Consider the following 13,944-nt stretch of genomic DNA (forward strand, 5'->3'; position numbering starts at 1 on the left):
GGTCAGAGCTTGAACTGATAGGTGAGCGTGAACGTACGCTTGTCGTAGACGGGAACAAACAGGGTCGAGTTGGAAAAGCCGTACAGCGTTCGGTTCGCGAGGTTCTTCACGCCCAGACGCAGCGACCACCTCGGCTGGGTGTAGGCGATGCCGGTATCGATGCGGGCGCCACCGGGTGCGCTAGGCTGTCCTTTCCTGATGCCCAGGACGGAGTCGTCCCATGCGCTGATGCCGAAGGCGACGCTCAGGTCGCGCAATCGCTCCGACTGGAAATCGTAGGTACTCCACAGGCTGACCTGGGTGCGCGGTCCTGCGCCGGGCAGCAGGTTCGGATCGAACAGGCTCTCGCGCTTGTTGTAGGAGTAGTTGAAGATGAGGTTGAGCCCGGGCATGGGGTTGCCCGCTGCCTCCAGTTCCACGCCCCTGGATCGCTGCCCGTCGATCAGGGTGTTGCAGTTGAGCGCGCGGTTGCGCTGCAGCAGGTTGAACTGATCGATCTGGAACACGGCGGCCGACCAGGAAAAACGGTCGTCCACGTTGCTCTTGATGCCCAGCTCCTTGCTCTTGGACTGGGTGGGCGGGGTGGACGACGACGACGTGCCGCAGATGGTCAGGTCGGAGAACAGCGGCATGAAGCCTTCGGCGTAGCTGCCGTAGATCGAGATGTTCGCGTCCAGGTTGTAGATCAGTCCGGCATTGACGGTGTTCTTGCTGAACGATCGCTTGGGTGTCGTCATGTCGGGCGTGGGGGGATTCGTGTACACGGTGGTGAAGCCGGGTCCGGTGTCCATGCGGGTGTGGCGCAAGCCCGCCACCAGTGTCCATTGCTCCCATTTCAGGGTGTCCTGGAGGTACAGGCCCAGTTGTTCCTGCGGCGAGTAGCTGCGGTAGGAGCGGCTGCCATCGCTACGCACCAGGGCAGGGAAGGGGTACTGGGTCGGCTGGTCGAAGCGGACCACCGCTCTCGGGCCGTTGTACTGGGTCTGGTCGAAGCTGTAATCGGTATGGTTGACGCCGGCCACCAGGCGTTGCTCCACCGGCCCGGTCGCGAACCGGTAGCTCAGGTAGTGATCGCCGCTGGTGGTGGTCTGGTTCGAGCGGCTGATGGTGCCGCTATAGCTCAGCAGCAGGTTGGAAACGCTGACCGGAAACTGGGGTGTCCACAGCGCCAGATCCAGGTCGGTGCTGACGCGTTGCATGCGGCTGTTGAATTCCAGTGCGTTCGAGAAGGAGTGCTGCAACGTGTAGAACACCGAGCGCGTGTCGGCATCGACGCCATTGCTCTTGTTGCCGGGCAGGGTGGAGGGAGGCGGCTCGATGAAGCCGCGGATCGCCACCGTGTACCGGTCGATTGGCGTGTGCGAATTGTCGGCCGACACGCCGAAGATGAAATCCGTATCCGCCGTCTTCCACCGCACCTCGCCCAATCCGTAGTGCTGCGAACGTCCGTCGTACCCTGCGGAGCTGCGACTGGCGCGCGTGGCCGAGGTGATCAGGCGGTAGCTGAATTCCTTGCTGCCGTTGATGGCGCCGGCCAGGTCGAGGGTGCCGGTGCGTTCGGCATGGCTGCCGTAGCTGACAGATGCATCGCGGATGGAGTCGGTCGTCGGCTTCTTGGTCACGATGTTCAGCGTGCCACCGATGGCGTTCGCACCGGCGAGCAGGGCTTGCGGTCCTTTGAGCACCTCGACGCGCTCCACGCCGGCGACGTTGGTCTTGACCGAATTGGGATCGGTCAGCCCATTGGACAGCGTGGCGGCGTTCGCGCCGAAGCCGCGGATGTTGAAACCGCTGGACCCCTGCGTCGCGGGTTGCACCACCACGCCGGCGACATTGCGCAACGCGTCTTCGACGGTGGCGGACTGCTGGGTCTCCAGCACCTTGGCCGTCAGCACGGTGATCGACTGCGGCACGTCGCGCAGATCGGAGTCGCCGCGCGTACCGGTAGAGGATCTGGAGGCGTGGAACCCGGTTTCGGCCTCGTCGCGCTTGGCGGTGACGGTGACGGAATCGAGTTGCTGCACGAACACGCGGATCGAGCCATCGGAGGCCGACGCCATGGTCAACCCGCTGCCCGAGACGGCCGCTTGCACCGCGCCCTGCGCGGTCGTCTGCCCGGAGATGGCGGGGGCGCCGATGCCCTGTACGTCTTTGTCCTGGAACTGGATGGCGGTCCCGCTGATCCGTGCGATCGCTTGCAGGGTGGCAGAGAGAGGGCCGGCCGGAATGGTGAAGTTCATGGGCGTCGGGCCGGCCTGCGTCGTGGCGGCCGGGCTGTCCTGCGGCTGGGCATGCACGCTCGCTGGCAGGGCGAGGGTGAGGGCGGCGTACATCGCGGTGGAACGAAACGGAGCCGGACGGAGCGGGGACTTGATGGGAGACACGGTGGAATCCTCTGGAGTGGCGTGGGTGGCAGATCGCGCTCAACGGACGCGATGCGGTGTTCCGTAGCTACAAGTCAGGTGTTTAGTACGCTTTTCATGCGATCCACCCCGGGGCGACCCTCCCGGCACGCCATCCCCGTCAGCAGGTGCATTGGCCGAGCATGCCACGCGAAAAGTGTTTGGTACAGATGAATTTATCGTGATGTCACACGCGGGTAGGGAGCGGCGCGTATACGCGCGGGTTGCCCATCGTGTATTGAACAGTTTTGGTGCATTGCGACACGTTGAGGTGCGCTCCAAGGCCAGGTTTCGCCCCGGGTTGGTGCGCCAGACGTCGTCGCTGAATGGGCAAGCCGGCAAGGCGGCCGGCAACTGCAGGCATCAATTTGCCGAAGGCGGCCAGTCCGGGGGCCGACGGTCTATGATCCCGTGGCTCCACCTTCCCCCTTTTCTCCAGTACACGCTCCGTCCATGCCAGCTCCCCGTCCAGCGAAGAACGGTTCCAAGCAACAGCTCAAGGCCGCGCCGTCGGCCGGCCGCGTCAGCGGGCCGCTGATCGACCGGATCTTCGACGACATCAGCAAGCGGATCGAACAGCGGTCGCTGGAGATTGGCGAGCGCCTGCCGTCGGTCAGGGCGATGGCCGCCAGCATGGCCATCAGCAATGAAACCGTGCTGCGTGCCTACGACAAGCTGGTGGCGGCCGGCTATCTGCAAGCCCGTCGTGGCTCGGGTTTCTATGTGTCGCCGCAGGCCCGCCAGTTGGGCAAATCGGCCCCGGCCGCAGGGTGGGCCGGGCCTACGGCGCCGGTTTCCTGGAGCCACCTGCTGCACTCGGACCAGCGGCATGGCGGCTCGGCGCTGGGCACGCTGCCCGTCGAATGGATCGGCACCGAGGCGCTGGCCCAGGCCCTGCAGGCGCTGGCCGCACGGCCGCGCAGGAGCCTGTTCGAATACTCCGACATCGGCGGCTGGCTGCCCCTGCGCGAGGCGCTGAGTGCCAGGCTGCGTACGATCGGCATCAGCGCGAGCGCCGAGCAGATCGTGACAACGGCAGGCGCCACCGATGCCCTGGACCTGGTGATCTGGTCCTTTCTCTATCAGGGGCAGTATGTGGTGGTGGAGGAGCCGGCATCGTTCATCCATACCCAGCGGCTCATGGCCAGCGGCCTTTGGGTGCTGCGTGTGCGCCGCCTGCAGGATGGTCCCGACCTGGAGCAGCTGGCGGACCTGTGCGAGAAGTATCAGCCGAAAGCGTTCTTCTGCAGCTCGGTGCTGCACAACCCGACCTCCACCAGCATGTCGCCACGCAAGGCCCATCAGCTGCTCAAGCTCGCCGAGCAGCATGCGATGTGGATCGTGGACGACGACACCCATGGCGACCTGCTTCCGCGCAGCAAGCTCGGCGCGGTCACGCGCCTGGCCGCGCTCGATCATCTGGAGCGGGTGATCCATATCGGCAGCTTTTCCAAGACCGTGGCCCCCGGGCTGCGCGCCGGGTTTCTGGCGGCGGGGAGCGAGCGCATGAAAAAGCTGCTGTTGATGCGCTCGGTCGGCTCCATCCATTCCTCTCTGCTCACGGACCAGCTCGTGCACCACCTGCTCACCGAGGGCGGCTACGAGCAGCACTGCGAAAGGCTGCAGAAAAAGCTGGCTGCCAACGGCAATGCGTTGCTTGCCAAGATCCGCGCCCGCGGCTGGCGGGCGATGGAGGCGGAGGCGGGCATGTACCTGTGGGTCGCGTTCGGCGAAGGCGTCGACGCGCTTGCAGTGGCGGACATGCTGCGTGCAGACGGCATGCTGCTGGCGCACGAAAGGGCGTTCTCGAGCCATGGCGTGGACCAGCACGTACGCCTCAACATCGCCCACACCGACGATGCGATGCTCGATCGGATCGCGGCGGCCGTCGCCGCGGTCGCTGGGCAGCAGGCGACGCGCGCGAAGGCGTGACAGGCGAAGGCGTGTGAGCGTCTGCTGATCGCGTGCCTTGCTCGGTGCAGCGCCTCGCGCGGCGACGTTGGCAGGGTCAGGACATCGCAACGTCGGGGCACGCCGTGGCAGCCAGCCTGCGTGTCGACCGCGTTACGAAGAGAGAAGGAGAGGAGAAGCGCGCCGGCTTGGCCGACGAAGAGGCGCGATTGCGGCCCGTCCGCGATCAGTGTGCCGGCTGCGGGCGCGGCGGGTCTGCCTTCGGTGTGGAGGTCGTGGCGGGGGCGCCGCTGTCCTCGTCGTTCTGCTCCAGCGCCAGCCACCAGCCAGCCATCGCGAGGACCAGCGCAATCACGATCACCCAGGCCCAGGGCGAGCCGCGATCGGCGCGCGCACGCGGCTCGCGTTGGATCGCCGGACGCGCAGCAGCGCGTTTCCACGCATCCAGCGGCTGTGTCGGCTTGTAGGAGGTGGGCATGGCGGCAACTCCTGTGGCGTGGGAGCGGGGCCAGTGTCGCCCAGGCCCCGTCCCTGCGGTGTCACCCCGATGTGAACGCGGCCTGCGCGTCCGGGTGCCGGTTCAGTTACGGCCCCGGCTTGAAGTCGAACGGGATCTCGATGCTGGCCGGCACCGCATGGCCGTTCTGCTGCGCCGGGCGGAACCGCCAGCGGCGCACCGTTTCCATCGCCGCGCGATCCAGGTCGCGCGAGCCGCTGCGCCGGACCAGGGCCACGCCGGCGGGCGCGCCACTGGCGTCGACCTCGACCCGCACCACCACGGTGCCGGCATCGCCACGGCGCAGCGCCGCCGGCGGGTAGCGCGGTGGCGGGGTCTGTCCTTCCAGCGGCACCGGGCGGTCGCCCGGCGCCAGCGCGGTGGCCGTGCCACCGGCGGCGTCGCTGCCCGCGGCCGGGGCCGGCGCCTCGGTGGCCGGCGGCGGCGCCGGCGCGGTCTCCACCAGCTTCGGCGCGTCGTCGGCGGGTGCGGGCTTGGCCTGCGGCATGCTGCTGGCGGCGCTGCCGGCCGGCAGCGGTTCGGGCAGCGGCTTCACCTGTTCGGTGTCCTGCTGCACCTGCGCTGGCTGCGGCTTGTAGAAATCGTTGTCCTTGCGTCCGACCAGCCACACCACCAGGAACAGCAGCAGGCCGGCGGCGAAGGCGATGCCGACGATCGCGAGCAGGCGCCGCGGCAAATGCAGCACGATGCCGGGCTTGGAGGACGAGGGTGACGTGGACATGAGGCTCACCGTGGGGAACCGCCCGATTCTGGCATAGCCGCGGTGAATCGCACGCCGCGTCGGCACCGGGGCGGCAAAACCGCGACGGACAGGCGATAATCCCCGATTCGCTCCCCTTAGCACCCGCGCCCATGCTCGATCCCGTCCTGCTTCGTCAACAGCCCGCCGACCTCGCCGAGCGTCTGCGCATCAGTCGCGGCTATGCGCTGGACGTGGCCGCCCTGGAGGCCCTGGAGGCCGACCGCAAGCGCATCCAGGTGCGGACCCAGGAGCTGCAGAGCCTGCGCAACAGCCGCTCCAAGGCGATCGGCCAGGCCAAGGCCAAGGGCGAGGACGTGACCGCGCTGATGGCCGAAGTGGCCGGCTTCGGCGACGAGCTGAAGGCCTCCGAGCAGCGCCTGGACGAGATCCGCGCGCAGTTGGAGGCGCTGGCGCTGGAGATTCCCAACCTGCCGCAGGCCGACGTGCCGGTCGGCAAGGACGAGGCCGACAACGTCGAACTGCAGCGCTGGGGCAGCCCGCGCAGCTTCGATTTCGAGGTCAAGGACCATGTCGAACTCGGCGCACGCCACGGCTGGCTGGACAGCGAGGCGGCGGCCAAGTTGTCGGGTGCGCGCTTCACCGTGCTGCGCGGGCCGATCGCACGCCTGCACCGCGCCCTGGCGCAGTTCATGCTGGACCTGCACACCGGCCCGCATGCCTACCAGGAAACCAACGTGCCGGTGATCGTCAACGCCGACAGCCTGTACGGCACCGGCCAGTTGCCCAAGTTCGAGGAAGACATGTTCGCCACCGCGCTGGGCGAACAGAAGCGCTACCTGATCTCCACCTCGGAGATCTCGCTGACCAACCTGGTGCGCGACGAGATCGTCGAGGCCGAGCGCCTGCCGTTGCGCATGACTGCGCACTCGCTTTGCTTCCGTTCCGAGGCCGGCAGCGGCGGCCGCGACACCCGCGGCATGATCCGCCAGCACCAGTTCGAGAAGGTGGAACTGGTCAGCGTGTGCCGCCCGGAGGACAGCGGCGCCGAACACGAGCGCATGACCCGCTGCGCCGAGGTGGTGCTGGAGACGCTGGGCCTGCCGTACCGCAAGATGCTGCTGTGCACCGGCGACATGGGTTTCTCCGCCAGCAAGACCTACGACCTGGAAGTGTGGCTGCCCTCGCAGCAGACCTATCGCGAGATCTCCTCCTGCTCCGACTGCGGCGACTTCCAGGCGCGGCGCATGCACGCGCGCTGGCGCAATCCGGCCACCGGCAAGCCCGAGCTGCTGCACACGCTCAACGGCTCCGGCACCGCGGTCGGCCGCGCCATGATCGCGGTGATGGAGAACTACCAGAACGCCGACGGCTCGATCACCGTGCCCGACGCGCTGCGCCCCTACATGGGCGGCGCCGAACGGATCGGCTGATCGCCCAGTCCCGGGGCGTCGGCCTCGGGCGATCCCGACGTCTCCCCAGGCGCCGTCGTCGCGGCGGCGGCGCATCGTGCGCGACGCCGCACGCAGGCGCGTTCCCGTGAGGCAGTCGCCTCCCACCTTGCGCCCGCATGTGGTCGATCTGGCGGGGGCAGGGCATTCGCGCGCGTTGCCTTCCGCGCCATGCAGCATCCGCCGCAGGCGGCATTGCGCGTGCGCCGAACCCCTCGCCCGTCACCTCGCGCTAGCCCGGCCGGGGTTACCCTTCCCGCGCTTATCTCCCTGCCCGAGCATCGCGACGCAAGCGCGACCGGCGTCCCTGCAGCGAAATTCGTTGTAGGAGTAGAATGAACCGGATCCGATTGTCCCCATCGTTCTAAATATCGAAAGAACATGCATGACCTCAACGATCTGTACTACTTCGCCATGGTGGTCGACCACGGCGGGTTCGCTGCCGCCGAGCGGGCGCTGGGCATTCCAAAATCGCGCCTGAGCCGCCGCATCAGCCAGCTGGAGAGCGACCTGGGCGTGCGCCTGCTGCAGCGCTCCACGCGCCGCTTCGCGGTCACCGACCTGGGCATGAGCGTGCACCGCCACGCCCAGACCATGCTGGCCGAGGCGCAGGCCGCGCGCGAGGTGGTCGACCGGCTCAGCGCCGAGCCGCGCGGCCTGGTGCGGGTCAGCGTGCCGGTGTCGCTGGCGCAGATGCAGCTGCCCAAGCTGCTGCCGATGTTCCTGGACCAATACCCCAAGGTGCGGCTGCAACTGAACATCAGCAACCGCCGCGTCGACATCATCAACGAAGGCTACGACGTCGCCCTGCGCGTGCGGTCGCGCCTGGACGACGACGGCAGCCTGGTGATGCGCAGCTTCGGCCAGGTGCAGGAACTGCTGGTCGCCAGCCCCAAGTACCTGGACCGCGCCGGCCGCCCCAAGGACCCCGAGGAACTGACCTCGCACGTCACCCTCAGCATCAGCGAGGACGAAGCCCGGCAGCGCTGGGAACTGCACGGCCCGGCCGGCGAAGTGCGCCGCGTCGACCTGCAGCCGCGCGTGGCCGGCTTCGACTTCCCGCTGCTGCAGTCGATGGTCAAGGACGGCTTCGGCATCACCCTGCTGCCCGAGACCGTCTGCGCCGAAGCCGTACGCAACGGCGAACTGGAAGTGGTGCTGCCGGAATGGTCGCTGCCGCAGGGCATTTGCCACGCCGTGTTCGCCTCGCGCCGCGGCCTGCTGCCGGCGGTGCGCGTGTTCATCGACTTCCTCGCCGAACACCTGCCGCGCCAGATCGAGGCCTCGCGCCTGGACTGCGGCGGCAACTGCCCCGAGCGCACCAAGGCCAAGCATTCGACCCTGGGCGCGATGGCGGTCGAAGCGGGCTGAGCGAGACGCCGGCCGCGCACATCGGTCGCGCAAAACCGCCACGGGCGTGCGAAAATGCGCGCCTGTGTCGGTGGCCCCGGGTTCGGGGAGCATCGGGTGCCGTCAGCGGCACCGACCGCCTCGAGTGGGGCAGGCACTGCAGCATCGCGCTCCCGCGGCGCTGCGCTTGAAGCGGCTGCGACGTTCTTCCGCAGCACCGCCGCGTTCGCAAACGGAGAGATGGCCGAGCGGTTTAAGGCACCGGTCTTGAAAACCGGCGAAGGGTCAAACCTTCCGTGGGTTCGAATCCCACTCTCTCCGCCAGATAGTGCTTTTCCGTAGGAAACTATTACGGACTCAGAAATTCTCTTGCCCATGTCCGAGTCAGAGGTTGTCTGTTAGGCGGGTGGAAAGTATGCCTGCTGGCTGCAGGAGCTGTCGTCGCGTATGTCCAACCCGCGCCTAACACCCGAACAGCTCAAACTAGCCCGCGTGCTCCTGGTTGAGATTCGCGAGTGGCTTCGCGCTCTGAGTGACGGCGATCCCGAGTTGCTTTTCGCTTATCGCCGCAAGATCGCCAAGGAGTTGGCATATGACGAGCGGAGCAAGCCGGCGGAGCGGCGTCGGCTGAAGCGGTTCAAGATGAAGGAGCAAAGCGGCGTGTGTCCGCTTTGCGATGAAGTGCTGCCCGAGAAGGGTGCTGTTCTCGACCGCATCCATGCCATCTATGGCTATACGGCAGCGAACACGCGCCTGATCCATCAGCACTGCGACACCGCTCAGCAAGTGGCGAAGGGATATAGGTAGGCATGGCTCTCGCCAGCCGAGTGCATCTTGCGCAATGCTTTTGCGAAGGGCTCGTTCTTGCAAGGACGGGAGGCGCCCCGAAGGGCGCTCCCGGGTGTTGCGCCTAGCCCGGAGGGCTGCGCCAATGTGAAGTGACGTACTCCAGGCGGCCCTTCCGGAACCGTGTATACGCACACACATGCACCGTCTTGGCGTGGGACATAAGTCTTCCTGCAAAGCCGGTTTGTGAGGGCGATATCGGAATTCCAAGTCCTAGGGGCTATACTCCCCTTGCTGTAAGGGCCTCGGAACCAGCAGAGGGACGCCCCCGACTGCCATGCCGTGATGCCAGTGCGGAGGTCCGGAGGATTGTTGAGACTGCCTCGCCAAAGGCGATCTCAATACCGGACCATCCACACCGGCGTTTTGCCTGCCTAGCGCCTCAACTCAAGCCTATTTTGCGATGGGGACTTGGGTTGGGGCTTTTTTTTGCCGCCCGTGGTAGCGGGCTTCAACGGGCGGCCTTCTGTTCTTCTCATAGGTCGTTATCCTCCTCTTCGTCCTCGTTCTCTTCCTCCCCCATCGTCTCGCGATAGTTCTCGAGGATGTACTGCGTCATCTTTACGACCGAATTCCATTGCTTTTCGGTCATTTTGTCTGGCAAAACGATCTGCCCATTCTTTCCGCCGAAGATCGGGATCGGGATAGAGATCATGCCTTCGCCCGCGGGCGGAGTTGCCTTCTGTATCGGATAGGGCGTTGGCGTCTGAGTGACTTGCGCTGCGGTCGTTGGCTTTGTCTTACGTTTGCTCCCTGCGTTCCCGGCGATTGGTGGCGCCTTCGCAAAAGGGCTGACTACGACACCCGCGTCCTTCGCCGCTGCCAAGAAGAAAGTTACGGACTTCGCCAGTGTTGAGCCACTAATCGCATACTGCCTGAACTGTTCTGCGAGCTGCGCAGCTGTTGCGCTACGCAGGTTGAAAGTTCCATTGGTTATGGCGCCGTAGGATTCAATCACCATGCCCTTGAGCATGGACTTGGCTTTCTCCTCGTCGGCTGCGATGTACTCATCCAGAAGCGTTGTGGGGATCCCGACCTCATCAACCAACTTGAACCACTTGAGCGTTGCGATAAGCGCAGACTGTTCGGAGCCGGAACGCTTGCTTAGGAAGCTGCGGTCGATTGCTGCGGGCAGCACGTCGTGATTCCGCAAATCACTCATAAGGGTCAAGAAGCTCTTATATGAGGTGTATGGCGGCTTGATAATCTTGTCGTTCATGTGGATCCCCTTGTCGTCCGAGGCAAGCGGACGAATGGATTTCAGCATGCCTCGAGACATCGTGCAACTAGATCCAGTAGCCCTGGCTTTACGGACGAAAATCTTATTTAAAAAAATTCCTGAAATATCTCGCAAATATTTGATTCATAAGGTTATTTTTTGAAATCTATATTTGTGAAATTTATTTCGTCTGAAGCCGCCCGGGCGGCTTTGCTGTTGCGCGACCGGGCGAAATTGCGCAAATGATGACTGTCCAGGGGGGGCATGCGGAAGCCCGGGCGAGATCGTCTGATTCAATACGCAGGAGAGCTGCAGCCGCAGAGTGTTCGGCTTGGTGAATTTGCTGATGAGTCCACTATACGGTTTGGTTGCATCTTTTCGCAGGCCAGTGCTACGTTCCGCCCGAGCTCCAAAAGGGTCACCCAATTTGGTGAGCAAAGCTTCCTTAGGACAGTGGCGGACACGGATGCTGGCCGGGATCGGTGGCATTGCCGCGATCGTGGTGGGGTGGGGCATCGGGTTGTTCGAGGCCAAGGACGTGCCGGTGCCGCCCGCGCTGCAGGCCGGGAAGGACGTTGCCGCGGGCGAGTGGTCGCTGCGCTTCGCGCGTGCGGAGGCGAGTGATCGGCTGCCGAATGGCGAGACGGTCTCGCGCGACGGTCGCAAGGCGATCGTGCTGTATCTGCAGGCGACCAATCGCACCACGGAGACCAGCGGCTCGCTGGTGCAGGCGGTGGCGTTGAAGACGCCACCGCGTGGAGCCGATGCGCGGCCAACGGCCTATCTGTTGCGCGACCGCGCGGCCACCACCGAATTGCAGCCGGGCCTGCCGGAACAGATCGCGCTGGTCTGGACCTATCCGGCGACGGAGCGGGCGCCGGGGCGCGTGCGCTTCGACGTCACCGCCCGTACCTTCAAGGCCTTCGACAATCTCTATGCGCAGCCGCTGTGGACCGATCCGCATCCGGTCGGGGTCGTGGAACTGCCGCTAGGGGCGTCGCGTCCCGGTACGCCGGCAGGTGCGCTGTGAAGCGGCTGGCCGCCGTCGCGATCCTGCTGCTGGGCTTCGTGCTGCTCGCCGGCATGCGCTGGACGATGCCGCGCTACGAGCGCATCACCGGTCCGATCGCGGTGTCCGGGGCGCCCGGCGCGTGGGTGCAGACCGACAATCTGGCCGTGGCCGCCGGCACGCCGCAGCTCGCGCACGCGATCCGCTTCAAGGCGGCGGGTGCGGTGCAGCAGCGCGACAGCGGTGGCGTGTGGCTGGTGGTGCCGGTGCGTTCGAAGGTCGCGCGCGCGACCGCGCGCGTGTACGGGCGGGTCTGGGCGACGCCCGACGGGCGCCGCTATCGCGCCAGCGGCCGCGCGGAGATGGGCGATGCGGTGCTGTCGTCGATCAAGACGCTGCAGCCCGGGCTGGAACGCAAGGACGTCCTGGTGTTCGAACTGCCGTCCGCGCTCGCTACGGCAGGCGGCACGCTGGTGCTGGCGGAGGACCGCGACCCGCAACTGACGGCCGAGGCGCAGGTGCGCTATCCGCCGTTGCCGGCCGGAGCGGCGGTCACCGACGTGCTCGATCTGGATGCGCTGCATGCACGCCTCTGAACGCGATGTGGGTCTTGCCGTTTCCGAGCGGCGCATGCGCTGGCTCGCGCTTGCGGCGTTGGTGGTGCTGGTGCCGTGCACGATGGCCGCGACCGGCTGGCGCGACGCCGTGGAACTGCTGCATGCGCGCGAATGGCGGCCGGTCGATGTGGCGACGGCGCAGGCCGCGGACTACGACGGGGCGACGGTGCGGCTCGCGTCGGTCGATGTGCTGCCGCTCGTGGCGGGCCTGCCCGCCGATCGCACCTTCGTGCGCACGCGGCTGTCGCTCGTGCCGGGCGCCTCCGGCGCGCAGTGGAGCGATTGCAGGCTCACGCTGGTCGATGGCTCGGGCCGTTCCTGGGCCGCGATCGACACCGTGCCGGACCTGTTGCAGCGTGCCCTGGCCAGGCCGGGCGAGCCGCCCGGCGTGGCCTGCGATGGGCTGGCCGTGTCCGCGGCCAAGCCGGGCGTGCCGTTGGCGATCGACGGCTACTACCTGGTCCCGCGTGCGGTGGCCGCGCAGCTGCGGCTCACCGTGAGCACGCGCGGCGGTCGCCCGCATTTTCTTCGCTTCGCGCGGGAGCAAGGCCATGACTGAGACGGCGCTGCGCGGTGGGCCGCTGGGGCTGATCGGCGACACGCTGCGGCTGTGGGTCCGCTACCTGCCGCAACTGCTGGCCGTGGCGCTGGCCGGGGTCTTGCTCAACGAACTGCTGATGCAGGCCGCGGTGTGGATCGGCTATCGCAACCGGCTTGCCGGTCTGCTGTCGCTGACGCTGGTGGTGCTGGTCAAGCTGGTGGTCATCGTGCTGCTGTTCGAGACGCTGCGCCCGGCCTTGCCGGCGATCGCCAGCGCGGCACTGCCCGAACACGATGCGCCGGCAGCGGACGACGCGGGCAGGGCGCGCTGGCGCCGCCTGTCCACGATCGTGTCGCAGGCGCTGGTGCCGTTCTTCGCCTACTACGCCGCCTGGGGCTTCCTCGGCGAGACGATCCGCGCCTACGGGCGCGAGGGATTGGGACAGTTCAATCCGTTCGACCCGACCTACACCGGCTCCCTGTTCGAGGTGTCGGGCGGCTGGTGGCTGGCGGCCTCGGTGGCGCTGCTGTGGCTGATCCGGCGCGCCGCGAAAAAACAGAAGCAGCGCAGTGCGCATCCGGCGTGGAACGTGCTGATCGTGCTGTGCGAGGCCGGCTGGACCTTCGTCGGCATGTACGTGCTCACCGAATGGAAGGGCGGGGTGTTCCGCTGGCTGGCGCATCTGCGCATCGCCGATCTCGGCCAGCAATTGTGGCAGGGCATCAGCCATCCGATCGGCGTTGCGCATGCCGCGCTGCCGGGTGCGGTGGAGCAGGCGCCGCCGGGCGTGGCGGATACGCTGGTGGTGATCTTCTTCTCGGCCCTGTTGCCGGTGGTCTGGCTGGCGTTGGCCGCGCTGATCTACCGCTACGACGTGCACAACGCCGAACTGAACGCCGCCGGCAAGTGGTCGCGCAAGGTCGACGGCACGCTCGGGCTCTGGCGCAAGCTGCCGACCTGGTTGCGCGACTTCATCGGCCATTTCTGGGCGGGCACCGTCTCGCGCTATCGCGCCGCCGCCAACAGCGTGCAGCTGGCCGGCGCGACAGGGTTGGCGGCGCTGGTCACGCTGATCGTGCTGTATCGCGCCCTGGATTGGGCCTCGGCCTGGGCCTGGATGGGCCTGACCCGCCTGATCGGCCCGCATCCGCAGGTGGTGTGGCAGGCGATCGCCAACCAGCTCTCGGTGGTGCTGGGCACGCCCAGCGATCCCGGCGACGGCATCCTGCCGCAGACGCTGAAGATCTGCCTGCTCGCGGCGACGCTGGAGCGCGCCTTCCGTGCCGGCCGGGCCTGGCGGGCGTTGAAGTAGTCCACGGCATCGCGCCGTGTTCGCGGCGCCGCGGGCGGTGCTGTGCAGGCGCCAACAAAAAACGCCGCG

General features: G+C 66.7%; 12 protein-coding genes and 1 tRNA gene. 9 read left to right on the plus strand and 4 right to left on the minus strand.

What is annotated here, in order from left to right:
- Nucleotides 1–2 precede the first annotated feature (2 nt).
- A complete protein-coding gene (locus NKJ47_RS10260; protein WP_254457832.1) occupies nucleotides 3–2,384 on the minus strand; it encodes a TonB-dependent siderophore receptor in 2,382 nt (793 codons plus the stop codon).
- 471 nt (nucleotides 2,385–2,855) lie between these two features.
- On the opposite strand from NKJ47_RS10260, the gene NKJ47_RS10265 reads away from it, so the two are divergent.
- Complete coding sequence (locus NKJ47_RS10265; RefSeq protein WP_254457833.1) at nucleotides 2,856–4,334, plus strand: PLP-dependent aminotransferase family protein; 1,479 nt, start codon at nucleotides 2,856–2,858, stop codon at nucleotides 4,332–4,334.
- 205 nt (nucleotides 4,335–4,539) lie between these two features.
- Here the strand turns inward: NKJ47_RS10265 and NKJ47_RS10270 are convergent, their stop codons facing one another.
- Entirely contained in the window at nucleotides 4,540–4,791 is a 252-nt protein-coding gene (locus tag NKJ47_RS10270) for a hypothetical protein (RefSeq protein ID WP_254457834.1), read from the minus strand.
- 106 nt (nucleotides 4,792–4,897) lie between these two features.
- Nucleotides 4,898–5,551, minus strand: a complete 654-nt coding sequence (locus NKJ47_RS10275; RefSeq protein WP_254457835.1) for an energy transducer TonB — start codon at nucleotides 5,549–5,551, stop codon at nucleotides 4,898–4,900.
- A 131-nt stretch (nucleotides 5,552–5,682) separates the two neighbouring features.
- Between NKJ47_RS10275 and serS the strand changes: the two genes are divergently transcribed.
- The 4 genes from serS (at nucleotide 5,683) to NKJ47_RS10295 (ending at nucleotide 9,138) form a co-directional block, all read left to right on the plus strand.
- On the plus strand, nucleotides 5,683–6,963 hold the full coding sequence (serS, locus tag NKJ47_RS10280; RefSeq protein ID WP_254457836.1) for a serine--tRNA ligase: 1,281 nt from the start codon (nucleotides 5,683–5,685) through the stop codon (nucleotides 6,961–6,963).
- Between the two features lie 399 nt (nucleotides 6,964–7,362).
- Nucleotides 7,363–8,352 (plus strand): LysR family transcriptional regulator, encoded by a 990-nt coding sequence (locus tag NKJ47_RS10285; protein WP_160947841.1) that lies wholly within the window; start codon nucleotides 7,363–7,365, stop codon nucleotides 8,350–8,352.
- Nucleotides 8,353–8,565: 213 nt separating this feature from the next.
- Nucleotides 8,566–8,655, plus strand: a tRNA-Ser gene (locus tag NKJ47_RS10290).
- A gap of 123 nt (nucleotides 8,656–8,778) precedes the next feature.
- Nucleotides 8,779–9,138 carry a hypothetical protein gene (locus NKJ47_RS10295; protein ID WP_254457837.1) on the plus strand — a complete coding sequence of 120 codons (360 nt, stop codon included), beginning with the start codon at nucleotides 8,779–8,781 and terminating at the stop codon, nucleotides 9,136–9,138.
- A gap of 514 nt (nucleotides 9,139–9,652) precedes the next feature.
- Here the strand turns inward: NKJ47_RS10295 and NKJ47_RS10300 are convergent.
- Complete coding sequence (locus NKJ47_RS10300; RefSeq protein ID WP_254457838.1) at nucleotides 9,653–10,444, minus strand: DUF5343 domain-containing protein; 792 nt, start codon at nucleotides 10,442–10,444, stop codon at nucleotides 9,653–9,655.
- Between the two features lie 418 nt (nucleotides 10,445–10,862).
- Between NKJ47_RS10300 and NKJ47_RS10305 the strand changes: the two genes are divergently transcribed.
- Genes NKJ47_RS10305 through NKJ47_RS10320 form a run of 4 tightly spaced genes read left to right on the plus strand, consistent with a single transcriptional unit; the run spans nucleotide 10,863 to nucleotide 13,875 of the window.
- Nucleotides 10,863–11,426 carry a hypothetical protein gene (locus NKJ47_RS10305; protein WP_254457839.1) on the plus strand — a complete coding sequence of 188 codons (564 nt, stop codon included), beginning with the start codon at nucleotides 10,863–10,865 and terminating at the stop codon, nucleotides 11,424–11,426.
- Nucleotides 11,423–12,001, plus strand: a complete 579-nt coding sequence (locus tag NKJ47_RS10310; RefSeq protein WP_254457840.1) for a hypothetical protein — start codon at nucleotides 11,423–11,425, stop codon at nucleotides 11,999–12,001. Before NKJ47_RS10305 ends, NKJ47_RS10310 begins: the two co-directional genes overlap by 4 nt.
- The gene (locus NKJ47_RS10315) at nucleotides 11,988–12,581 is read left to right on the plus strand and encodes a hypothetical protein (RefSeq protein WP_254457841.1); all 594 of its coding nucleotides are present in this window, start codon (nucleotides 11,988–11,990) and stop codon (nucleotides 12,579–12,581) included. Before NKJ47_RS10310 ends, NKJ47_RS10315 begins: the two co-directional genes overlap by 14 nt.
- A complete protein-coding gene (locus NKJ47_RS10320; protein ID WP_254457842.1) occupies nucleotides 12,574–13,875 on the plus strand; it encodes a hypothetical protein in 1,302 nt (433 codons plus the stop codon). Before NKJ47_RS10315 ends, NKJ47_RS10320 begins: the two co-directional genes overlap by 8 nt.
- The last annotated feature ends 69 nt before the right edge of the window (nucleotides 13,876–13,944 follow it).

This window comes from Xanthomonas sacchari, from assembly GCF_024266585.1.
In the GTDB taxonomy this organism is placed as follows: domain Bacteria; phylum Pseudomonadota; class Gammaproteobacteria; order Xanthomonadales; family Xanthomonadaceae; genus Xanthomonas_A; species Xanthomonas_A sacchari_C.